The sequence below is a fragment of the Streptomyces sp. NBC_01549 genome (assembly GCF_026339955.1).
Lineage (GTDB): Bacteria > Actinomycetota > Actinomycetes > Streptomycetales > Streptomycetaceae > Streptomyces.
The window spans coordinates 54,778-76,805 of sequence record NZ_JAPEPW010000004.1 but is presented as its reverse complement, the minus strand read 5'-3'; the positions used below and the strand labels follow the sequence as shown (position 1 = coordinate 76,805).

Annotated in this window: 16 protein-coding genes and 1 pseudogene; 8 read left to right on the top strand and 9 right to left on the bottom strand. The window is 69.5% G+C overall.

Features of this window, described 5'->3' with window-relative positions; translation table 11 throughout:
- Positions 1-86: 86 nt before the first annotated feature.
- From OG819_RS50810 to OG819_RS50790, 5 genes and pseudogenes are all read right to left on the bottom strand, one after another.
- A pseudogene (locus OG819_RS50810) lies at positions 87-1,668 on the bottom strand (IS1182 family transposase).
- Between the two features lie 481 nt (positions 1,669-2,149).
- Complete coding sequence (locus tag OG819_RS50805; RefSeq protein WP_266656670.1) at positions 2,150-2,920, bottom strand: SDR family oxidoreductase; 771 nt, start codon at positions 2,918-2,920, stop codon at positions 2,150-2,152.
- A gap of 85 nt (positions 2,921-3,005) precedes the next feature.
- On the bottom strand, positions 3,006-3,956 hold the full coding sequence (locus OG819_RS50800; protein ID WP_266656668.1) for a hypothetical protein: 951 nt from the start codon (positions 3,954-3,956) through the stop codon (positions 3,006-3,008).
- A gap of 130 nt (positions 3,957-4,086) precedes the next feature.
- Positions 4,087-5,571: an APC family permease gene (locus OG819_RS50795; RefSeq protein WP_266656666.1), complete on the bottom strand. Its 1,485-nt coding sequence runs from the start codon at positions 5,569-5,571 to the stop codon at positions 4,087-4,089.
- A gap of 83 nt (positions 5,572-5,654) precedes the next feature.
- A complete protein-coding gene (locus OG819_RS50790; protein ID WP_266656664.1) occupies positions 5,655-7,310 on the bottom strand; it encodes an amidohydrolase in 1,656 nt (551 codons plus the stop codon).
- A 185-nt stretch (positions 7,311-7,495) separates the two neighbouring features.
- On the opposite strand from OG819_RS50790, the gene OG819_RS50785 reads away from it, so the two are divergent.
- From OG819_RS50785 to OG819_RS50765, 5 genes are all read left to right on the top strand, one after another.
- The gene (locus OG819_RS50785) at positions 7,496-8,107 is read left to right on the top strand and encodes a TetR/AcrR family transcriptional regulator C-terminal domain-containing protein (RefSeq protein WP_266656662.1); all 612 of its coding nucleotides are present in this window, start codon (positions 7,496-7,498) and stop codon (positions 8,105-8,107) included.
- Positions 8,108-8,168: 61 nt separating this feature from the next.
- Positions 8,169-8,732 (top strand): MBL fold metallo-hydrolase, encoded by a 564-nt coding sequence (locus tag OG819_RS50780; RefSeq protein WP_266656660.1) that lies wholly within the window; start codon positions 8,169-8,171, stop codon positions 8,730-8,732.
- A 12-nt stretch (positions 8,733-8,744) separates the two neighbouring features.
- Complete coding sequence (locus OG819_RS58905; protein ID WP_323139466.1) at positions 8,745-9,218, top strand: SDR family oxidoreductase; 474 nt, start codon at positions 8,745-8,747, stop codon at positions 9,216-9,218.
- 610 nt (positions 9,219-9,828) lie between these two features.
- Positions 9,829-10,269, top strand: coding sequence for an Lrp/AsnC family transcriptional regulator (locus tag OG819_RS50770; RefSeq protein ID WP_266656658.1), 441 nt, complete (start codon positions 9,829-9,831; stop codon positions 10,267-10,269).
- A gap of 733 nt (positions 10,270-11,002) precedes the next feature.
- Positions 11,003-13,954: an aminotransferase gene (locus OG819_RS50765; protein ID WP_266656656.1), complete on the top strand. Its 2,952-nt coding sequence runs from the start codon at positions 11,003-11,005 to the stop codon at positions 13,952-13,954.
- A 521-nt stretch (positions 13,955-14,475) separates the two neighbouring features.
- Here OG819_RS50765 and OG819_RS50760 read toward each other — a convergent pair.
- Both OG819_RS50760 and OG819_RS50755 read right to left on the bottom strand, forming a co-directional pair.
- A complete protein-coding gene (locus OG819_RS50760; RefSeq protein ID WP_266656654.1) occupies positions 14,476-14,994 on the bottom strand; it encodes a DUF6262 family protein in 519 nt (172 codons plus the stop codon).
- On the bottom strand, positions 14,991-15,323 hold the full coding sequence (locus OG819_RS50755; RefSeq protein ID WP_266656652.1) for a transposase: 333 nt from the start codon (positions 15,321-15,323) through the stop codon (positions 14,991-14,993). Before OG819_RS50755 ends, OG819_RS50760 begins: the two co-directional genes overlap by 4 nt.
- 185 nt (positions 15,324-15,508) lie before the next feature.
- Between OG819_RS50755 and OG819_RS50750 the strand changes: the two genes are divergently transcribed.
- Together OG819_RS50750 and OG819_RS50745 are read left to right on the top strand one after the other, a co-directional pair.
- Positions 15,509-16,846 carry an IS110 family transposase gene (locus OG819_RS50750; RefSeq protein ID WP_266647905.1) on the top strand — a complete coding sequence of 446 codons (1,338 nt, stop codon included), beginning with the start codon at positions 15,509-15,511 and terminating at the stop codon, positions 16,844-16,846.
- A 451-nt stretch (positions 16,847-17,297) separates the two neighbouring features.
- Entirely contained in the window at positions 17,298-17,924 is a 627-nt protein-coding gene (locus OG819_RS50745; RefSeq protein ID WP_266656650.1) for a nucleotidyltransferase family protein, read from the top strand.
- Here the strand turns inward: OG819_RS50745 and OG819_RS50740 are convergent.
- Both OG819_RS50740 and OG819_RS50735 read right to left on the bottom strand, forming a co-directional pair.
- Entirely contained in the window at positions 17,825-20,305 is a 2,481-nt protein-coding gene (locus OG819_RS50740; protein WP_266656648.1) for a site-specific integrase, read from the bottom strand. The genes OG819_RS50745 and OG819_RS50740 overlap by 100 nt on opposite strands.
- A complete protein-coding gene (locus OG819_RS50735; protein ID WP_266656646.1) occupies positions 20,302-20,643 on the bottom strand; it encodes a helix-turn-helix transcriptional regulator in 342 nt (113 codons plus the stop codon). The genes OG819_RS50740 and OG819_RS50735 overlap by 4 nt, the downstream gene beginning before the upstream one ends.
- Before the next feature lie 380 nt (positions 20,644-21,023).
- Here OG819_RS50735 and OG819_RS50730 point away from each other — a divergent pair, with 380 nt between their 5' ends.
- On the top strand, positions 21,024-22,016 hold the full coding sequence (locus tag OG819_RS50730) for a phosphotransferase (RefSeq protein ID WP_266656644.1): 993 nt from the start codon (positions 21,024-21,026) through the stop codon (positions 22,014-22,016).
- The last annotated feature ends 12 nt before the right edge of the window (positions 22,017-22,028 follow it).

The window sequence follows — 22,028 nt, the reverse complement described above, 5'->3', positions numbered from 1 at the left end:
GCATCACGACACCTGTGGTGCTAGAAGGCCGATGAAGATCTTGCTGTTGGGGGCTGTCCGGCCGCAGGCCGGGCAGCCCCTGTTGGTTATGCGTGAGCCGGTGAGAGTGCCCAGGCGCCGTTGGATCGGGTGAGCCCGAGGGTGATCAGTCGGCGGAGGTTGAGGGCGGCGGCTCGGGTGTGGAGCCAGGCGTTGTTCTTGAGGGTGCCGCGGTAGCGGAGGCGCCGGTTGCCGTGGTGGACGAGCCAGGCGACGGCGCGTGTTCGACCGGTGGTCGCCAACGGCGGTAGTCGGCCTGCCAGCCGGTGTCCTGGGCGGTCTGGCGGCGGGCGGAGGCAAGCAGGTCGTGGTGAGGCCGGATGGTCAGGATGCGTCCGGCCTTGGCTTTGGTGCACTGCTCGCGCAGGCGACATCCGGTGCACAGATCCCGAAGACGGCCTTGCGCTGGAGGTGCTGCCCGCCGGGATCCGATAGCGGGACGGTGTGCCCGGCGGGGCAGGTCACGGTGGCGGTTGTGGTGTCGATGTCGAAGTCGTCGAGGGTGAAACCGCCGGGGACGGCGGGCCGTAGCGGAGCCGGCTTGAAGAACAGCCGGTGCCCGGCCTGCTGCAAGGTGTGGCGGACCTCGCCGGTGGAGTAGGCGGTGTCCCCGAAGGCGTCCACCGGGATGTCCTCGTCGGCAAGCAGGTCAAGGCCGACGGTGGCCTCATGGTGCTCGGCGCCGGCCCCGGGCCGCAGGGCGACGGCTGTATATAAGCCGGTCTCGGGCTCGGTGGCCAGGTGGGCCTTGTAGCCGTCCTGCCGGTGAGTGCGGGTCTTGTGCACGTGCCGGGCTTCGGGGTCGACGGTGGAGACCATGCGGCCCGGGGCGGTGCCCCGGGTGATGCGCCAGCGGCCGTCACGCCCGTCGGAGTCCTCGGCCGGCTCCACGTCTTGGCCGGCGACCAGAGCCAGGGTGCCCACCGCGATCGCCGCCTTCTCGCCCAGTTCCTGCTCGGGCAGGTGCCCGAGCAGCCGCAGCGCGTCGCTGACCAGAGCGTCGATCAGCTGGGCGCGGGCCTGTTCGTCGTTCCAGGCCATGCGGGGTTTGCCAGGGCCGTTGTAGTCATGCGCGCTGCACTGGGCAGCGGCGATTGTCCCGGCGCCGGGGACCTCGCGGATCACCGCGCGGACGGCGGCGATGATCTGGGTGACGGTGTCCTGGGTGGCGACCGCATCGTCCAGCACGGTGGAGTCCATCGCCCGGCGGTGCTTGCCTTTGAGGACACCGGTGGCCTTCACGACCTCGCGCACCGCCTCGAAGACCCTGTTGGGCCGGGCGGAGCGGGACAGACGGCGGCGGAAGTAGGCCAGCAGCGACGGGTCGAACGCCATGTCATGCAGACCCAGCCCACACGCGGCCTTCCACCGCAGGTCACACCGCAGCTCCTGGACCGTCTCGAAATCCGACAGCCCGTGCAGGGCCTGCAGCGTGATCGCGGCGGCCAGGATCCGCGGCGGCATGCTCGGCCGCCCGTTCGCCGACGGGTACATGTCCGCGAACATCTATGCCGGAAACAGCGCACCGCGATGCTCGGCCAGGAAAGCGAACACGCTCCCCGCCGGGATCAACTCCCGGCAGGTCTCCCATACACCCGGCCCAACCGTCTCCCCGACCCACTCGCCCATCGCCACACAAACGAGTCTGGCCCTGCCGCTCACGCGTCAGGGCCAGAACCCAACATCTTCATCGGCCTTCTAGCGGCACCGACGGAACCGCACGAGTATTTGGGTGGGACCCCACGCCCATGAGGAGGGGGCGGCAGGTGAGTGTGTTGATCGGGACGGGTAGGTCGATGCCGGACAGGCGGTCCGGTACGACATCACATGGCGTTGGTGGCTCTTCTCTTCTGACTCCGCCTGACAGCACGCAGACAGTCTGATGCGTGAACTGGCAGGCGAAACCTGCCACTTGTCGTTGACAGCCACGACCCTCGACCAGCGAGTGCTGCGCATACGCAGCTCCCCCGCCTCAAGCAGGCGATCTTCGCTCTGCTGATGGCCTATCAAGCACTGATCCATGCCGAAGCCGATGTTGCGCCGAATCACGTACAGCAGTGGGCGGGTGCCGCGCACGGACCGTGCCGGATCCCGGCCGACGCCGGCGTCGTCAAGGGCGCGGCCAGGTCTCGGGAAGACCGTGCCCGCCGTCGGCGACCAACACCGATCCGGTGACGAACGATGCCGACTCGTGCGCCAGGAACAGGACACATGCCGCGATCTCGTCCGGGGTTCCGCTGCGCCCGAAGGGACCCGCAGCGGCCGCGGCCGCCTCGAACTCCAGCTGGGAGCCGGTCGTCACATAACCGGGGGCCACGACGTTGACGGTGACGCCGTTGCCGACGGTCTCGAGAGCAAGAGCGCGGGACAGCCCCACCAAGCCCGCCTTCGCGGCCGTGTAGGTGGCCTGGCCCGGCATCGCGTTGACGGTGCCGGTGGTGGAGCCGATCGACACGATGCGTCCGTACCCGGCCGCTGTCATGGCCGGCGTCACGGCGCGGCACATTAGGAAGGAGGTCGTCAGGTTGCGGGCCAGGGCCGCGTTCCAGCCGGTCAGGGAGAGGCGGGCGACGTCGTCGGCGGCGTCCCAGCCCGACGTCACGGATGTCATGCCGGCGTTGTTGACGAGTACGTCGATGCGGTCCCAGCGTTCCAGGGCGGCCTGCACCAGGGCGTTCGCAGCGCCGTCGACGGTGAGGTCGGCGACCACGCCGACGGCGGCGGGGCCGAGTTCCGCCGCTCGCTGGCGCACCCGCTCGGACATCGCGCCCAGGACGACACGGGCGCCCTCCTCGACGAGGGCGCGGGCGACCGCGGCACCGATGCCGTCGGGGGCGCCGGCTCCCGTGACGATGGCTACTCGGTCCTGAAAACGCGTCATCGATTACCACCAAGGGTCGAGCGGGCTGGGGAGTCGGTGCGATGGGCGCGGCGGTGGTCGCGTCCACGCGGGGCGGGCAGGACGGTCATCGTGTCGCGTCGGCTCGCCGCTGGGCATGGGTGAAGGTCAGGACGGGGTCATGGCCGCCGTGGCCCCAGGGGTGGGGGGTGACCACACCGGCGACGGCCCCGAAAACCGTGGCGGCACGGGCCGGGTCCCGGGCAGCGGTGAGGGCGTAGGCCAGGAGGTTGAGGTCGGCGAGGGCCGCCGCGTGCCTCAGTTGTCCCGCCGGGGTCCACTCTTGCAGAGCCCGGTCCAGGACGCGGGATGCCTCCGGCCCGTCCCACAGGCGGTCCGCCATCAGTCCATGGACTCCTTCCCGCGACAGGGCTGCGTGGTAGCGGTCGATCAGCGCCATGAGGGGAAGGCCGGCTGCCGGGGCCGTGGCGGGAATCGCGGCCTGTGCCCGGTCGACGAACTCCATGGACTGGGCGTGGGAGCCGCATTCGCGGGGCGACAGGTAGCCGTACATCTGCACGTGGGCTTCGCGGTGCCACGGGTCTCGGGCGGCGATTTCCCGCCACACGGGGAAGACCTCGGTGCGAGGCCGTCGCCGCTGCCGCAGCAGGCCGAGCCGCACCACCCACGGATTGGGGTCGTGCGGCCGCAGACGCGCCGCCGTCACGCAGGCTCCGACGGCCTCGTCGAACTCGGCGTCGCGCGGTGGTGTGCGGGTGCCGCGTGCCATGGCTCCCCAGGCGAACAGGGTGTGTGCGTCGGAGTGCCTGGAGTCGTGCTGCGCCCAGGACCGCTGGGTGCTCGGGCGCGTGGACGCGGTCAGGACCGCGAGTCGGTGTGCCCGGCGGTCCCAGTCGTCACCGGCGTCGTCGAGCAGGCGCTGCACGAGGGGGGCGACCAGGACACGGGTGTGTCCGGCGCCCCGCCCGGTGAGCCGGCGGCACACCGTGCCCAGTTCTGTGTCGTCGAGTTCGGCCGCCAGGCGGGGAGCCGGCTTCCTGTGGCGCCCGAGGATCATGAGGATGCACCGTCTCGTGGTCGGATGTGGGGCAGCGGGCGTGGTGCCCGGTACGGCGGAGGCGACGCGGGACGGAATGGTCCGCCGGGGCGGGAAGCCGCCTCCGTGTGGCGGGATCCGGCGGCGTCGGTCAGTCGATGTCGGTGCTGGCGAGCTTGGCGTAGACGTCGGGCCTGGTGCGGCGGATGCGGAGGGCGACGAACACGCCGGTCAGGAACAGGGCCGGGGTGAGCGCGGCAAGCGTCCAGTTGACGACCGGACCAGCGCCGGTGAACAGATCGAGGCGCTTGCAAACCAGCCCCGTGGTCAGGGTGAGGAGGATGCCTGCGGATGCTGGTGCGACCAGGGTGCGCAGGCGTCCCTCGCCCCGCGTGGCGGGGTTGCGGCGGAAGAAGGCCACCACGGCGAAGGCCGCCACGGCCTGCAGGACCAGGATCCCGACCACGCCGGGGGTGTTCACCCAGAGGAAAAACTGGTTGTAGGGGTGGACGCCGATCGCGGCGAAGACGGCGACGACCACGACGGCCAGGACGCTCTGGGCGATGCCGGCGACCCACGGCGAGCCGTGGCGCGAGTGGACCTTGCCCAGGGCGGCGGGAGCGACCCGTTCGGCGGACAGCGCGTAGGCGTAGCGGGTGATGGCGTTGTGGAAGGAGAGCAGCGCGGCCAGCAGGCTGGTGATGATCAGGATGCGCTCGAGGTCGGTGGCCCAGGTGCCGACGTAGCGGGTCATGGCGGTGAAGAACAACTCGGCGGGGTTCTGTGCGGCTGCCCCGGCCACCTGGTCGCTGCCGAAGGCCTGGATGATGACCCAGACGATGAAGGTGTAGAAGAGGCCGAGGAAGCCCACGGCCAGGTAGGTCGCGCGGGGCACGGTGCGGTCGGGGTCGCGGGCTTCTTCACGGTAGATGGCGGTGGCCTCGAAGCCGATGAAGGCCGCGACGGCGAGGCCCAGCGGACCGCTCATCTTCGAGGTGAAGACGTTGGAGGGAGCGAAGGAGTCCAGGCTCAGCCCATGCGCCCCGCCCTTGATCAGGATCGCGCCGGCGAGCAGCACCAGGATCGCGGTCTCGGCCACAAGGAGGGCGGCCAGGACCTTGGCCCCGAAGTTGATCGAGCGGAAGCCGAGGAACCACACGACGGCTACCCCCGCGAAGGCGTACACCGGCCAGGGCAGGTCGATGCCGAGGAGGTCGTTCATGGTGGAGGCGGAGAAGAAGCCGAAGGCCCCGAACACGCCGATCTGCAGGGCGTTGTAGGAGAACAGCGCCACCAGCGCCGCGCCGAGCCCGGCAGGGCGCCCGAGACCGCGGGCGATGTAGGAGTAGAACGCTCCGGCGTTGCGGATGTACGGCGTCATCGCAGTGAAGCCGACCGCGAACAGACACAGCACCACCCCGACGCCCACATAGGCGGCCGGGGCACCGATGCCGCCGAAGAGGATGGCGAGGGGTGCGACACCGGCCATCACGGTGAGCGGGGCGGCCGCAGCGGCGACGAAGAAGACGATGTCGGCGACGCCGAGAGTGCCGCGCTGGAGGTGAGGGCTTGTCTCGGGCCCCGCGGGCTGCGGGGATCGGGGTTGGGCTGCGGTGGGAACTTGAGGGTCGGTCATGGAAGGTCTCCGCGTGATACGTGTGATCGAGGGAGTGAGGGGGTGTCCCGGACACGCGGGCCGGTCGGGGCGACGACGGACGGCTATCGTCTCCCGGCGGGAACGTGTGCGGAAGTGTCGGCTTGGTGGGTGGGCCGACCGGCGAGCCAGGTGCCCAGGACGGGCAGGCCCGCGAGCGCGGCGGGTGCGGTCTCGACCGGGTCGGCGGCGAGATGCACCAGATCGGCGCGCATGCCGGGGCGCAGGACGCCCCATTCCTTCTCCTCGAACGCCTGATGGGCGCATCCCGCGGAGTAGGCGGTCAGAGCGGTCTCGATGTCGATCCGCTCCTCAGGAAGCCAGCCGCCGTCGGGAGTCCCGTCGGGCGTCTGGCGGGTCACGGCGGTGGCGATCCCCCGCAGTGGCTCATGGGCGGTGACCGGCCAGTCACTGCCGAAGGAGACCTGAGCGCCGGAGGCGAGCAGGGCGGCGATCTGGTACTGCCGCCCGCCACGCTCGGGGCCGATCCTCGGCAGCGTGAGCTCGGTCATCAGGGGATCCGACTGGGCCCACAGCGGCTGGAGGCTGGCGATCACCCCGAGTTCGGCGAAGCGTGGCAGGTCGGCGGGGTGGATCAGCTGGGCGTGGGCGATGACGGGGCGGCGGTCGCGGGGGCCGTTGGCCTGGGCCGCGGCCTCGATGACGTCGAGGGCGGTGCGGACCCCGCCGTCGCCGATGGCGTGGATGTGCGGCCGGAACCCGAGCGCGTCCACCGCGGTGACGGCCTCGGCAAGTTCTTCAGGTGCCCAGTTGGCGATACCGTGCGAGTGCGCGCAGTCCGTGTAGGGCTCCAGGAGAGCGGCGGTGCCCGACTCGATGACGCCGTCCGCGAAGAATTTGACGGTAAGGGCGGTGAGCAGTCCGGGCGCCGCGCTCTCCACCAGGTCCCGGTCGGCCACGAAACGGGCGATCCGCTCGCGCCAGCCGTCGGGTTCCAGGATGAAGGCGAGATCCGCGCGGACGGGCAGACCCGGCTCGGTGGTCGCGGCGGTGATCCAGACGTCGGCATGGTGCGGCTCGACCCAGGCGTCCTGCACCCAGGTCACGCCGGCGGCGGCGAACCGGGCAGCGGCCTCCCGCAGCGCGGCCACCTGCGCCTCGTGGGACGCCGGGGGGATCAGGGCGAGTACGGGGCTCAGTGCGCCGAACTCGCGAAGCGTGCCCAGGGGTTCTGTCGTTCCGTCCCGGCGCAGGATCTCTCCGCCGACCGGATCGGGGGTGTTTGCCGTGTACCCGGCGCGGCGCAGCGCCTCGCTGTTCACCCAGGCCGTGTGGTGGTCCGTGGTGCGCAGCACGACCGGGCGGTCGGGGACGGCGGCGTCCAGCCACCGGGCGTCGAATCGGCCGTCGGGTGCCAGCCACGGGTCGAAGCCGTCGCCGCTGACCCACTCGGCGTCGGGGTGCGCTTCGGCCCAGTGCCGTACGGCCTCGACGATGCCCTCGGCGCTTGCGCAGTCCCGGACCGGGACCCCGTGCAGCCCCAGCCCGCCCATCACCGGATGCACATGGCTGTCGCCGAAGGCGGGGAGCAGTGCGCCGCCGACCAGATCGACGACGGTGGTGCGAGGACCCCGGGCGGCCAGCGCAGCCGCCCCCAGGGCGCTGATCCGGCCGTCGACGACGGCGAGGGACTGGTGGACGGAAGCGCCCAAGGCTCCCGTACGGATGGTCCCGCCAGTGAAGACGATGTCGGCATGCATGGGTGTGACGGTGCCCTTCTCTCACCCGACCGCTTAATTGAAAGGCGTTCGGTTTCGGGTAATGTAGACGCCGCCCGCGGCGACGGGAAGAGTTTCACTGAAAGGCATTCAGTAACGTTTTGGTCACGGCGAGCGCTGTGCACTCCGGCAGGCGCGGACCCGCGACACAACAGCGAGGAGCGACCGTGGGACGGCCACGCACCCCCCTGCTCGACCGTCGGCGCATCGGTGCCGCAGCACTGCGACTGGCGGACGAGAAGGGCACCCTGACCATCCCCGCCCTCGCCAGGGCTCTCGGCGTGGCCCCCTCCGCGCTCTACCACCACGTGTCTGGGCGGGACGAGATCATCTCCCTCATGCGCGAGGAACTCGTGCTCACGACCGGTGGCGACAAGGACTGGTCACAACCCTGGGAGAGCGGTCTGGAGGACTGGGCACGCACCTACCTCTCCGCCTTCGCCGCTCACCCGGGAGCGGTCCCCCTCCTCGCCACCGCACCACTCGCCGAACCCTTCATGCACACGATGTACGAGAAGGTCGCCGAATTCCTCATCGCAGGCGGTTTCCCCGCGCACCAGGTCATGCCAGTGATCACCGCTCTGGAGAGCTTCGTCCTCGGCTCCGCTCTCGACCTCGTGGCGCCCCCCGTGATGCTTTCCGACGTCGCCCGCGACGCCACTCCGCACCTCAGCACCGCCCTCGACCACACACCCACTGACCACAGTCGGGCCGCACACGCCTTCGACATCGGCCTGCGCGCCCTGCTCACCGGCTTTCGTGACCTGCTCAACCACTGAGGGAAGTCCGAAAGGCCGGTCGAGCGGTGCCCCACGACGACCAGATCCCCAGGGGCCGATCATGCCCGTCGCGTTTCACGTCCTGACCACCGGCTACGCCCACGACCGCGTCGCCAGCACCGTCACCCTGCTCACCGAGGACGACACGGTGGCCGTCGTCGACCCCGGCATGGTCGCCGACCGCCGGCTCATCCTCGGCCCGCTCGCCAAACTCGGCATCGAGCCCCAGGAGGTGACCGACGTGGTCTTCAGCCATCACCACCCGGACCACACCCTGAACGCCGCCCTCTTCCCGGAAGCCCGCTTCCACGACCACATGGCCGTCTACCGCGACGACATCTGGGAGGACAGGGACGCCGACGGCTATGCGATCTCCCCCTCCATCACCCTCATGACGACCCCCGGCCACACCCCCGAGGACATCAGTACAATCGCCACGACCGACCAGGGGCTGGTGGTCCTCACCCACCTGTGGTGGGGCGCCGCAGGCCCGGCCGACGACCCCTTCGCACCCGACCGCGACCAACTGCGCGCCGCCCGCGAGAAGGTTCTGGCCCTGAACCCCGCCCTGATCGTGCCCGGTCACGGCGTGCCCTTCGTCCCCTCTCCTTCCACCCCCCTCTAGCTTGACTCTGTCGTGGATCTTGGAGTTTCCTGGCGCGGCGGCCTGATCAACGGGCATGCTCGGGGCTGTTCCGCAGGCCTGGCGTCATACCGGGCGGACGCCCAGGCCAGGACGGTAGGCAGGTGCGTCCCGCGCGGGTGGCGCGGGCGCGGCGGTGCCCGCATCGTCAGCCGCGGCAGCTCCCCGCCGACGAGTGGACGGATTCCCATTGTTCGGCAGGGCTGCTGGGGCTGTCCCGGGCGCTCGCCCTTGGTGTCGTACGGCGTCACCGTGAACGTCGTGGCCCCCGGCTATGTTGCGACAGGCTCCCAGCTGGAGTTCGAGGCAGCGGCCGCCGCGGCGGGCCCGATCGGACGCAGTGCCACACCGGACGAGATCGCGGCTTGCGTCATGTTCCTGGCGCACGAATCGGCGTCGTTCGTCACCGGATCGGCCCTCGTGGCCGATGGCGGGCACGGTCTTCCGGAGACGTGGCCGCGACCGTGAGTCCCGTGCAGCTTCTCGGGGCTTTTTCCGAGGTAGAGACGAGCCCTTGGGGCCAAGTGGCCAGCAGGGTGTAAGGAAGACGCCCGGCTTGAAGCAGCGTGGGAACGCCCGCCCTGCGGCGACCCTCCGAGCGGTGTCGTACCGCCGAGCCGCACGTTCAGGCCCGTTGGAGCGACGACGAGAGCCTCGTCGACGGGAGACGGAACGCGCTGCCACGACACCTGCCGCCCGGCCATGGTGCGGCCCTTGCCGATCCAGAACATCCGGCAGCCCGGCTCGCTCGGCGAGCAGGGCTGCCTGCCTTCGAAGCGGTCTGCTTCCGCGTCAACTGCGGGGCCGGAACGCGTGGGGGACATGACGATCCCGCCCGGACCCGCCAGGTCGTGCGCCGAGCGTGAGTGGCCAGTCGATCACTGGGTCTTGGCAGCGCCTCCTGGCCGGGGCTTCGGCAGGGCTGCCGGCGAGGCAGGTTCCACGTCCGGTGCCATATGGCTTCCAAGATCCGAACGATTGATTCGACCTTCGCGACAGAGGAATCGACGGTGCTCCGTACGTATTGCGCATGAATCGATTGCATGCTTAGCTGCTCGCGCATCTAGGAGGTGTCCTTATGGACGACATCGATCGGGCCATCCTGCGCGAGCTGCAGACCGACGGTCGCATCCCCTACGCCGATCTCGGCCCGAAGGTCGGCCTGTCGGCGTCGGCCGCCCGGCAACGGCTGCAGCGGCTGATCGACACCAAGGCGGTGCAGGTCGTCGGCGTCACCGACCCGATGGCGATGGGCGGGCAGGCCATGGCCCTACTCGGACTCCGAGTCGACAGCGATCCGCGAGCGGTGGCCGACGAACTCTCACGCCACGACGAGGTCGTCTACGCCGTGTTGACCGCTGGCACCTTCGACTTGTTCGCTGAGGCCGTCTGTCGCCATCCGCGTGACCTGCTGGACTTCGTCAACGACATCGTGCGTCCCATCGAGGGCGTGACAAAGGTGGAGAGCTTCCCCTACTTCGGGATTCACACGCACCGGTTCTTCTGGAACGTCGGCTGAGAAGCGCCGTGATCACCGTTTCCGCACCCCCCCGCACACGGCACCCGGAAGGGACAGCCGCCCAGGCCCGCCCGCAGTACGTGAGCGGCTGGTGTCGGCCTGAGGCCACTGTCGAGATCGGCAATCGCCGCACACGTGTGCCGGGCATGGCATGGCATGGCATGGCATGGCACGGCCGCCCGCCGAACAAGCACGTCATGTTCGACAACACCGCCTGGCCGCAAGGACTGGCACCGCACGATCTTCGGACACCGATAGCCCGCCACACAGTCGGGGACCGTCCGCCCCGCCCGGGGGACCGATCGACCATGGGCCCTGACCAGGCCGCCCCTCCCGAAAGGCCAGCACGCGCATGGAGCAGTACGAGCCCGAACGCCTCTCCCCGGCCCAACTGGCGGCCATGCGGCGCAGCCTTTGACGTCGCCGCCGAACCGTACCGAGCCGCCGAAACTCCGATGGGCACCAGGAGATCGACCGCCGCGGTCTCGCCGAGGGCCAGGAGTACCGCGGTGCGCACCCGGGTGAGGCATCCGTGGACTCTGTGGCGGCGGACTGAGGCGGCGAGGAAAACCCTCGACGCTACTGCGGACCTCCAACTCTTTGTTTTTTGCACCCACTAGTGATCCGCGCGATGGCGGGGCCCGCCGCCCTGCATCACCTCTGTCTGATCACGCTCGCCGATCCGCAATGACCGGGCTGTTCCGGGTCAACCAACTGATGAACGGAGAATTCGATGGGCATCTCCTCTGCCGAGTGGCTGGTGGCGCCGATGGTCGCAATCGAGGAGGAGCGGGCCGCAGCCCTCCTCACGGAGCGATTCGGCATCGAGGGAACACTCGAGGATCTGGGCAGCAACCACGACCGCAACTTCCGGGTGCGTACCGGTCTGGATGAGCACGGGTACGTCTTCAAGGTCTTCAACCCGGTCATCGACCGCGCGGTACTGAGGGCGCAGTCCGAGGCCACCGAGCGCCTCGCCCGGGCGCTGCCGGAGCTGCGGCTACCGCGGGCCCGGGTTGGAGTCGACGGGGAGCACATCCAGACCGTCTCCGTGGACGGCCAGGACTACGACTGCCAATTGCTCGACTATGTTCCCGGTGAACCCATCATGGACAGCCGCTATCTGGCTCCGCGGGTGGTGGCGCGGCTGGGAGAGCTGGCCGGACGCATCACCGCGGCCCTGGAAGGCCTCGACATACCGACTCCGGACAGGCCGATGCTGTGGGACCTGCGCAACGCCCTCGAAGTCGTCGAGGCCCTGGCCCCGCACATGGTCGACCAGCGAAGGGCCGAGCGTGTGCTGCGAGCCGCCCGCGCGGCACAACAACTGGTGGAGCGGCGCGCCGCGCGGCTTCCCATACAGGTCATTCACGGCGATGTGGCCGACAACAACGTGGTGTGCCGGACGGACCCGGACGGCCGCCCCATACCGGTCGGGCTGATCGACTTCGGAGATCTCACACACAGCTGGGCCGTGGCCGAGCTGGCGGTCGCCTGCACTTCCGTCCTGCATCATCACGGAGCCACACCGGCTTCGGTGCTTTCCGCGGTCCGCGCGTTCCACGCCGTACGGCCGCTCGTCGGAGACGAGCTGGACGTGCTGTGGCCCCTTATCGTGCTGCGCGGCTGCGTGCTGGTGGTATGCGGGCAGCACGCCGCACTGCAGGACCCCGGCAACGGCTACGCTACGGCGGCCCTTGACCGTGAGTGGGCCATGTTCGAGGCCGGTGCCTCGGTACCGGCCGAGGTGATGGCGGCCCACTTCCGGCAGGTGATCGGCGAACCCGCCCCGCACAGCGATCCGCCGACCTCGAGCCACCCTCTTCTCCCCGAACTTCCCTCCGAAGCAACGGTGCTCGACCTGTCCGTTACCAGCGACGCGCTGCACGGCGGCGGCTGGCTCGATCCCGACGCGGAGTCCGCTGTGGTCGCACGGGCACTCGCCTCGGGCGGCACGGCAGTGCTGACCCGGCACGGAGAGTGCCGTCTCACCCGCACACGGGTCGATAACACAGAGGAGAGCGCCACGCTCGCGCTCGGCGTGGAGGTGCACCTCACCAGCCCGCTGGCGGTCCACGCGCCGTGGGCTGGCACGGTCACCCGGCACGCCGAGCACGGAGTGACCCTGACCGCCGGGGGGCTGCACCTGGTGCTCGACGGCATCAACCCGGCTGTCGCGGTCATCGACGGGAGAGAGGCCGTATCCGGTCAGCAGTTGGGCACCGTCGCCGCACAGGGCAGCTGGTATCGGTTGGATGTGCAACTGTCCCGGCTGGGCACGGGAATTGCACCACGCTTCACTCCGCCAGGGCTGGACGCGGGCTGGCTGACGATGTGCCCTGATCCCACCGGCCTGATCCTCCCCCGGGCGGACCGCCCCGTGGCGGACACGCCCACGGAGCCGGAGAGCGTCCTGCTGGAGCGTCGAGTGAGGTCTTTCGCCACCGTGCAGGAGCACTACTTCGAAACGCCTCCGCAGATCGAGCGAGGCTGGCAGCACCACCTGGTGGACACCCGCGGCCGCGGCTACCTGGACATGCTCAACAACGTGACCGTCCTGGGCCACGGTCACCCGCGACTGGTTGAAGCAGTGCACCGGCAGTGGCAGCGGCTCAACACCAACTCCCGTTTCCACTACGCCTCGGTGGTGGAGCTGTCGGAGCGGCTGAGCGCGCTCCTGCCGGACGGACTCGACACCGTCTTCCTCGTCAACAGCGGCTCCGAGGCCGTGGATCTGGCACTGCGGCTGGCCTGGGCCACTACCGGGAGGCGCGATGTCGTCGCGGTGGAGGAGGCGTACCACGGCTGGACCTACGCCGGTGACGCCATCTCCACCTCGACGGCCGACAACCCGAACGCCTTGGCCACCCGCCCCGCGTGGGTTCACACAGTCCCCACACCGAACAGCTACCGCGGCCCGCACCGCGGCCCTGAGGCGCACCTCTACGGCCCCGAGGCCACGGCCGTGATCGCCGACCTGGTCAGGTCCGGACGCCCTCCAGCGGCGTTCGTGTGCGAGCCCTACTACGGCAACGCCGGCGGAATGGCTCTGCCCGACGGCTACCTCGAGCAGGTCTACGCCGCCACCCGGGAATCCGGCGGTCTCTGCATCGCCGACGAGGTGCAGGTCGGCTATGGGCGGCTGGGCTCCCACTTCTGGGGCTTCGAGCAGCAGGGCGTCGAACCGGACATCGTCGCTGTCGCCAAGGCGATGGGCAACGGCCACCCCCTGGGGGCGGTGATCACCCGACGCGAGATCGCCGACGCTTACCGTTCGCAGGGCTACTTCTTCTCATCGGCCGGCGGCAGCCCGGTCAGTTCGGTGGTCGGACTGACCGTGCTCGACGTGCTCCGCGACGAAGGTCTCCAGGACAACGCCCGCACGGTCGGCGCACACCTGCGAACGCGGCTGCTGCGACTCGCCGACAAGCACCCGCTGATCGGCGCCGTCCACGGCAGTGGCCTGTATCTGGGCGTCGAGTTCGTCAGAGACCACGAGACACGGGAGCCGGCGACCGAGGAGACAGCCGCCATCTGCGAACGGCTACGAGAGCTGGGCGTGCTGATGCAGCCGACTTCGGACCGGATGTGCGTCCTGAAGATCAAGCCACCGCTGTGCCTGACCACGACGAGCGCCGACGTCTTCGTCGACGCCCTCGACGACGTACTCACTCACGGATGGTGACACACAGTACGGACGTACCTGTCGGCGGCCGTCCTGTGGCACCGATCAGCGGTGGCACCAGCTCAATACAGCCAAGTCAGAGCCCAGCGGCGAGCACACCGGGTGACAGCTGCTGACCTCGTTGTCGCGCGTCGAGCCGGCTGTGGCCGCCCGGAGCCCGCGTAGCCAGTAAAACGTCCTCTCTCGCTGGCTCCCCGACACCCGCACCCACCCTGTACGACAACCTCGACCTTCAAGACCACAACCACCTCGGGGCCCGCGGGCCGAACAACGCTGCGGATCGTGCACGCCTCCCCGGTCGGAGTGGACCCGAACCCCGGCGCGGCATGCCCGGGCACCGATCTTGGCGCCCACTTGTGAGCCGGTCGGCCCTTCGCTCCAACTGGCCGGCCACCTAGTAAGTGCCCGATCCGGTGATCTGCTGTGCAGTGACCACCTGGTTCGGTTCTCGGCGGCCGAAGGCCGCCGAGAACCGCCGTGGGGTGACCTGAGCGCTCAGATCGGACGGTGGCTGGTCGGGCTCAAGGCCGGTGGTTCAGAGCCCGGGTCAACTCTCGATTGGCAGCTCGCGCCGCCTCCAACTCCTCTGTCCGTTCGTCGACTTCGCCCTGCTTGGCGGTGACCTCCTGCTCAAGGAGAGCGATGCGACGTTGGAGCTGGTCGATGTCGACGGGAGCACCGAGGCCGTTTTCGGCCCAGACGGCATCGCCGAGCTGGGAGGACAGGCGGCTCTCCAACTGCCGGACCCGTGCCGCGAGGCGCTTGTTACGTTCCAGCGCGTTCGCGAGGTCGGTTTGCAGCGAAGTTCGGCTGACCGCCGCGACCCGCCCCTCCTCAGCGGGGGTGTTGGCGGCGGCGTGGACGCGTTCGAGCAGGTCACGATGGCGATAGAGGAAGGTCCGATCGACTCGGGCGGCTCTGGCGAGACCGGAGACGGTGATGTCCCCGCCGCTCTTGGCGGCGGCGTCGATGGCCTTCAGGACGCGCTCGCGGCGGCGGGCCGAGTCGGCGCGCTTGCCGTCGATCATGGGGTTGGTCATCCTGCGGGCCTTTCGGGGCGGAGGTCCTGGGGCGGTCCGACGCGGGGCAGGCCGAGCGAGACGACGCGGCGGGTGCGGCGGACCATGGTGACGGCTTCCTTGATCTGAATCCGGTCCTCCTCGGTGAGGTCCTCCAGGTCTTCGCGGACTCGTTTGACCAGGCGGCGGACCCGGGTGATCTCCTCGTCGGAGGGCATGGCCTCGGCCTTCCCCCAGGAATCGGCGGCGAAGGCGGCCAGACGTTCGCGGCCGCGGAGGAGATCGGCGAGGTATGCCTCCAGGTCAGTCCCCCTGTTCCCTTCGGGTGCGCCTTGCCGGCGTGAAAACATGGCTGCGGCGCCTGCCCGCCGACGCCGGTAGCTCGTTGGGACGTTGAGCCCGTAGGTCAGTCTGGTGCCGGGGCCGCAGAGGGGCCACGCACTGTTGCCATCGAGCACGCCGGTCAGATTTTCGCTCCCCCCGCGGCCCCCTGGGCAGGCGTCGGCCCGTACGGATCGATACCAGGGAGTTGTGCATGGCGGACACCGACGACGGTGGCGTCGAGGAGATCGAGCAGGCCGAGGAGCTCGTGGCCCGTGTCGCGGCGATCGATATCGCCAAGGCGTCGGGCATGGTCTGTGTGCGGGTGCCGCACGAGGACAAGCCCGGCAAGCGCGTGCAGCGGGTCTTCAACACCGTCGCGACCAGCGGCGCGATCCTGGACCTGGCCGACCACCTGGTCTGCCAGGGCGTCACCCGGGTGGTGATGGAGGCGACGTCGACCTACTGGAAGCCGTACTTCTTTCTGCTGGAATCGCGTGGTCTGGAGTGCTGGCTGGTCAACGCCCGTGACGTCAAGAACGTCCCGGGCCGGCCCAAAACCGACCGCCTGGACGCGGTCTGGCTGGCCAAGCTCACCGAACGCGGCATGCTCCGGCCCTCGTTCGTACCCCCGAAGCCGGTCCGTGAACTGCGCGATCTGACCCGGGCCCGGGCCGTCATGACCCACGAGCGCACCCGCCACAAGCAGCGCACCGAGAAACTCCTCGAGGACGCCCAGATCAAGCTGTCCACCGTGATCGCCGACATCTTCGGCGTCTCCGGCCGGGCCATGCTGGAGGCACTGATCGCGGGCGAACGCAGCCCCAAGGCGTTGGCGGACCTGGCCCACGGCACCATCAAGGCCAGCCACAGCACCCTGGCCGAGGCCCTGACCGGCCGGTTCGAAGAACACCACGCCTTCATGTGCCGGATGCTGCTGGACACCGTCGACTACCTCACCGTGCAGATCGACAAGCTCACCGCCCGGATCACCCTGCGTCTGGCCGAGCTGTCCACCACCGAGGACGACGAAGGCCCCGGACAGGGCACCCTCATACCGATCACCGACACCGAACGCCTCGACGAGATCCCCGGCGTCGGCCCCAGCACCGCGCAGGTCATCCTCGCCGAGACCGGCCTGGACATGACGGTCTTCCCCACCGCCGGCCATCTCGTGTCCTGGGCGAAACTCTCCCCACGCACCCTCCAGTCCGGAAACAAGAACACCTCCGGCCCCACCGGCAAAGGCAACCCCTGGCTCCGCGGCGCCCTCGGCGAAGCAGCAATCTCCGCCGCCCGCACCGACACCTTCCTCGGCGCCCGCTACCGCCGCATCGTCAAACGCCGCGGCCACATGAAAGCCCTGGTCGCCGTCGCCCGCTCCATCCTGGTCGCCGTCTGGCACCTCATGAACGACCCGACCGCCCGCTACCGAGACCTCGGCCCCGACTTCCACACCCGCAACCTCGACCCGGCCCGCAAGAGCCGCGACCTCGTCCGCCAGCTCAAGGCCCTCGGCCACGACGTCACCCTCACCCCGGCAGCCGCCTGACATCCCACGACCCCACCGCCCCACACCAGCCCCCGACCGTCACCATCGAGGGGCTATCTCGCCATCCCCATCTGACCGTTGAGTTTTCCGGTCAGGGAGGTAGGAGACGTCAGTGCGGAAGTGATCGCAGCCGACACAACGGAATCGGACGGGGCAGTCGTGTCCGCCGGCTTGGACGTTGGTGGGCTCTGTGCAGAGCCCGTAGGGGACCTGGACCTCTCCGATGGCCCGGCGGGCGTGCTCGGAGTCGAGCAGGGCCTGGGCCTTGCGCCAGACGCGGTTGCCGTTGCGGTCGAACTGCATTGCGGTGACCCGCTCCACGGCCTCCCGCTTGCGGGTCTCACCGACTAATGGTGACGTCGGGTATTGGAACCGTCGGAATGCCTCTGGGGCGAGGGTCCTCTGAGGCGGATCGAGCCCGCTGTCGGGCGAGCCGTGGTAGGCAGGGTTGGTGATCAGCCGACTTCCTCTCGACGAGCAACTTGAGTCCCTGCGCGCGGTGCTGTCGCGTAACGACGTGCTGACGGAGGTGTTGGCGCGGACTGCGACGTTGGATCTGCCTGGGTGGTATGTGACGGCAGGGTGCCTGTTCCAGACCGTGTGGAACGTGGTCACGGACAGGCCGCCGACCAGCGGCATCAAGGACTACGACGTCTTCTACTTCGACGAGGGCGATCTGTCCTGGGAAGCGGAGGATGCCGTGATCAAGACCGGGCGGGAGGTCTTCGCCGACCTGCCTGCAGAGGTCGAGATCCGGAACGAGGCACGGGTTCACCTTTGGTATGGGGACAAGTTCGGAGTGGCGTGTCCGCCGTATCACTCCACCGAGGCGGCGATCGACAGCTTCGCTGCGACGACGTGCTGTCTGGGAGTTCGTGTGGAGGCCGACGGCCGGTGGCGTGTGTATGCGCCGCACGGGCTTTCGGATGTGTTCAACCTCGTCGTTCGTCCGAACCCAGTGCTCGCGCCGCGGTCGGTCTATGAGAGCAAGGCGGCGCGGTGGCGTGAGCAGTGGCCCGAGCTGACGGTCCTGGAGTGGCCGTCAGCGAGCGTCACGTCGGCTTCACCCGTCGGCTGACCTCGACGGCGTAGGTGGCCCAGTCGCCTGCGGAGAGCCGTTGCCAGGCGACGGCGACGTCGGTGTGGATGCCGAGGGTGCGGGCGAGGATCGCGGCGGGGATCTCGGTGGCGAGCTGGAAGAGCGGTGCTGCGGGCCTGGTTGGGGCGGATGCCGAGGTTGTTCAGTCGCTGCGTCAGCTGTGTGGTGCTGATCGGCCGTCCGGGCTGGCCGCCGGGGAAGAGCCATGGAGACGGCGCCAGGGCGCCGATGGTCGCGTGTCCCTTGCGGTTCGCGGCGACAGTGCGGGCCAGCTGGGCGACGGGCTCGGGCAGCTGAATGGGGGCGTTGCCGAGGTGGAGTCGTACCTCCTGAGCGCCGGCCTCGACGTCCTCGGTGGTCAACCGGTGGATCGCCGACGGCCCTTGGGCATAGAGGAGGAGAAGCAGCCCGGCGAGGCGGTCTTCAGGCTTGAGGGTGTCGTCGTGCAGGAGCCGGCGTGCGACGTTCCAGCGGTGTTCGTCGTCGAGTGGCTGGGTGGGGCCGTTCCAGCGGACGGCTGGGACATGGACCGTGGTGAGCTTGTTGGTGCGGGCCCAGCGGATGAAGTGGCCGGCCGTCTGGCGGTAGGTGGCCAAGTCGTCGGTGAGCCACCGGTCGAGGTCGGCCTGCCGGCACGTCTCCAGGGTGAGGTCGTGGGCCGTAAGCCAGTTCAGGAAGGCCACGGCCGCATGGGCGCGTTGACGTGCGGACATGAACTGCTGCGGGGTGATGGGGCGGCCGTTGTTGCGTCGGCGAAGCCGCCGGACCAGGTGCCAGATCGTGTACCGGTGCAGAACTTTGCGTTGCTCGGGGTCCTGCTGGGATGCGAGCAGGCCAGTGAGGAAGCGTTCGAGGCGGACCATGTACTCGTCCCGCTCGGGCAGGGCACCGACGCCGACGAGGACTTGGCGGAGGTGGGCGAGGGGCGGACTGTCGGGCAGTTCGTCGAGGGCTTCGTGGGTCAGGGCTCGACGGCCGGACGCGAGGTCGGACAGCACCGGGGAGACGGACGGCTTGTTCAGCCACCGCCTGGCGGTGATGGGGTGCTCGGTGGTGGCGATGTTGCACCGGAGGGCTTCGAGGCCGGGGTGGAGAGCATCGGACGGGGGACCCAGCAGCTCGCCCAGGCGCCGGTTGACGAGGCAACGGGCGCACTGGCCGGGGTGCGGGTAGTCAGGATCACTGCAGGTGGGACAGGTGTGCCAGACCTCAGGGGCGGTGCAGTCAGCGCAAAGGGGCTGGCCGAGGGTGCCGGAGGCGACCGTGGCGACACCTCCGCAGACCGAGCACGGTGCTGAGTGACGCTGGCAGTCCGGGCACCACGGTCGCCCCGTGGTGCGGGAGGTGCCGCAGGGCTTCTCCGCGCCGCAGATGCTGCAAGTCGCAGTGGGCAGGGAGGGGCAGCTGGAGCAGAGCGGACCGTCCGGCGTGCGAGTGTTCACGACCTTGCGTCTGCCGCAGTTGATGCAGGTCTCCAGGTTCGCCGGGTCGTTGACCAGGCAGTTGGGACACAGCGGCCGGCCATGGTCGTCGCGGGTGGCCGGCTCCCGGCGGGCCCCGCAGCCTGAGCACTCCTCGATGCGGGAGTGGGCGACGCAGGTGCGGCAGACCCGCTGTCCATCCAGGGGCTTGTCGATGCGTACGACTCTGTGGCAGCCGGGGCAGGACGGCCGCACGATCCCGGCGACGCCGGCCGCGTGCAGCAGGTCGATCAACCGGAGGATCGCGCGGTGGGGTGCGAGGTGGCCGTCCCCGGTCAGCAAGGCGGGGTTGGCTTCCAGGGCCCAGGCGAGCTTCTGCTGGTAGGAGGGGCGGGGCGCCGACCGGCGGACCGCGTCGGCGATCGCTTTGCGCCCTGCCTGCGGGTCCAGTTCGGTGATCAGGGCGCCGATCACCGCGATGGGGTCGCGTCCGTCGGTGTCCGGGCACTTGCCGCATCGCGGCCGCCCGGCCCGGTCGCGTGAAGCGACCCGGCGGGTGTTTCCGCAGGCAGCACACGGCTCGGGCTGTGGTCCGCAGTTCCAGCAGTACCAGTCCTGGCCGCGTCGCTGGAGGGTTCGCATCTGTCTGCCGCACTCGGCGCAACACGGTGGCGAGATGGCCTGGGCTCCGGCCTCACGCAGGGCAATGAGCAGGTCGCCGACGGCCCTGGGCGCCGGAGAGCGTCCGTCGCCCAGCACGCTGGGATGCTCGGCCAGATGCGCCGCGAGGCGGCGTGCCTTCGCGCGGCCGCCCGCGACGCCGGTGACCACAGCGCGGATCCGGTCGGGCTCCAGTCGGTGTTCGACGGCCGCGACCAGATCCACGATCAGCCCGATCGGATCGGAGACGGCCCGCTCGGGGTGTCCGGGTGCGGTCACGGCCGCTCGACACCGCGGACGCGGGCCCGTTTGGGTCGCAGGTCACCGACACCGGTCTCGGCGCCAACCGCCTTCTTCGTCCGGGTGGTTGATCCGGCACCGGCAGCGGCCACGGGCTCGATGAGGTCGTCCATGGTGCAGTCGAGGATGTCGAGCAGGGCCATGAGGATCTTCAGGCTGAGCCGCTCGGGGCGCTCGACGACGAGCCGGTAGACCTGGCTGGACGACAGGGTGATGCCGCGTTCGTCCAGCAGCGGGATGAGGTCGGTGGTGGAGAAGAGTCCGCGGTCGGCCATGACCTTGCGCAGGTGCCAGTGGTAGTCGAGCTTCGCGGCCATCAGCGGTCCTTGTCTGCGGAGGTCGGGGCGAGTGCGGGCGCGAGTGCCTTGTGGAGCATGGTGTTCATGAAGTCGTCGCTGACGTGCGTGTAGATGGCGGTGGAGCTGTCATTCTCGTGACCGACTTGCTGCTGGATTATCTTTAGTTCGCTGGGTTGGCAGGCTGTTGACCTGTGCGTTTGTGTTGCGGTCGTTGTCCGTGACGTAGCTGATGAGGGCATTGGGGGGCCTTTCAGTACGGGCCGATCGTTACCGACCTGGGATTGCTCGTCGACGGTCTCTTGGAGGGTCTCCCGGGCGTCGGCCATTCGTCGGCAGTCGGAGGCTGCGGAGGAGGTATCCAGTGGCACGCGCGGCGGCCTCTTCAGTAGGTTCTGCGGATGCGGCAATTCGCGGACATCGAAGACCTGTCGGGGCTCGTGCGTGACGCACTGGGAGCGGGATGCCACGTTGTCGCAGTGGACCGGTTGCGCGGGGGAAGCAAGAAAGGGGTGTACCGGGTCCGCCTCGACGGAAGCCACCCGGCGAGTGTGATCATCTACAGCTGGGCCGAAGCTGAGAACTTCTGGCCAGGCGCGCACGAAGCCGACCCGGCTGACCCGTTCGCGCCCGCCTCCGGGCTGGTCCCGTTCCTCACCGCGCAGCGGAGCTTGAACAGCCTCGGGGTGCGGGTTCCGCAGGTGCTCCTGGCGGATGACAGCCGTCGCCAGTATCCGGCGGACGTCGCCGTGGTCGAGGATGCCTCCGGCGGCACGCTCGAAGCACTCTTCGAAACCGATCCCACGCGCGCCGCGGGAGCCCTGGGCGACCTCGCCGAGATGCTTGAGGTGATGCACCGGCACCAGGCCCAGCACTACGGCAGGGTGGACCTGTTGGAGCGGGGCGGCTCCGCATCCGAGATCTCGTGCGAGCGACGGGTCCTCGACCGCGCCATGCGGGACCTTGAGGAGGCGGCAGGGCGTGACGGCAGGATCGCGGCAGCCGGCACGGCATTGCGCGACCGTCTGCAGGAACTGGCTGATCGGGTGAGCCCTCGCGCGCAATACGGACTGATCCACGGTGAACTCGGACCCGACCACGTCCTGGTCGACGCCGAAGGTCACCCTGTCCTGATCGACATCGAGGGCCTGATGTACTTCGACGTCGAGTGGGAGCACGTTTTCCTCCAGCTCCGCTTCGGCGAGTGGTACCCCGCATTGGCCCGGCCCGGTCTCGATCCGCAGCGCCTCGACCTCTATATGCTCGCGATGCGTCTGTCGCTGGTAGCCGGTCCACTGCGTCTCCTCGACGGTGACTTCCCCGACCGGGCGTTCATGCAGGGGATCGCTGAGCACAACCTGAAAGAGGTGCTGGCGCTCCTGCCGTTGACGTAGCCGGATACACAG

Coding starts and splice junctions, on each gene's coding strand:
- OG819_RS50730 (WP_266656644.1), top strand. CDS start 21,024: ATGCGGCAATTCGCGGACATCGAAGACCTGTCGGGGCTCGTGCGTGAC.
- OG819_RS50750 (WP_266647905.1), top strand. CDS start 15,509: ATGGCGGACACCGACGACGGTGGCGTCGAGGAGATCGAGCAGGCCGAG.
- OG819_RS50790 (WP_266656664.1), bottom strand. CDS start 7,310: ATGCATGCCGACATCGTCTTCACTGGCGGGACCATCCGTACGGGAGCC.
- OG819_RS50760 (WP_266656654.1), bottom strand. CDS start 14,994: ATGACCAACCCCATGATCGACGGCAAGCGCGCCGACTCGGCCCGCCGC.
- OG819_RS50780 (WP_266656660.1), top strand. CDS start 8,169: ATGCCCGTCGCGTTTCACGTCCTGACCACCGGCTACGCCCACGACCGC.
- OG819_RS50770 (WP_266656658.1), top strand. CDS start 9,829: ATGGACGACATCGATCGGGCCATCCTGCGCGAGCTGCAGACCGACGGT.
- OG819_RS50800 (WP_266656668.1), bottom strand. CDS start 3,956: ATGATCCTCGGGCGCCACAGGAAGCCGGCTCCCCGCCTGGCGGCCGAA.
- OG819_RS50765 (WP_266656656.1), top strand. CDS start 11,003: ATGGGCATCTCCTCTGCCGAGTGGCTGGTGGCGCCGATGGTCGCAATC.
- OG819_RS50795 (WP_266656666.1), bottom strand. CDS start 5,571: ATGACCGACCCTCAAGTTCCCACCGCAGCCCAACCCCGATCCCCGCAG.
- OG819_RS50755 (WP_266656652.1), bottom strand. CDS start 15,323: ATGTTTTCACGCCGGCAAGGCGCACCCGAAGGGAACAGGGGGACTGAC.
- OG819_RS50805 (WP_266656670.1), bottom strand. CDS start 2,920: ATGACGCGTTTTCAGGACCGAGTAGCCATCGTCACGGGAGCCGGCGCC.
- OG819_RS50735 (WP_266656646.1), bottom strand. CDS start 20,643: ATGGCCGCGAAGCTCGACTACCACTGGCACCTGCGCAAGGTCATGGCC.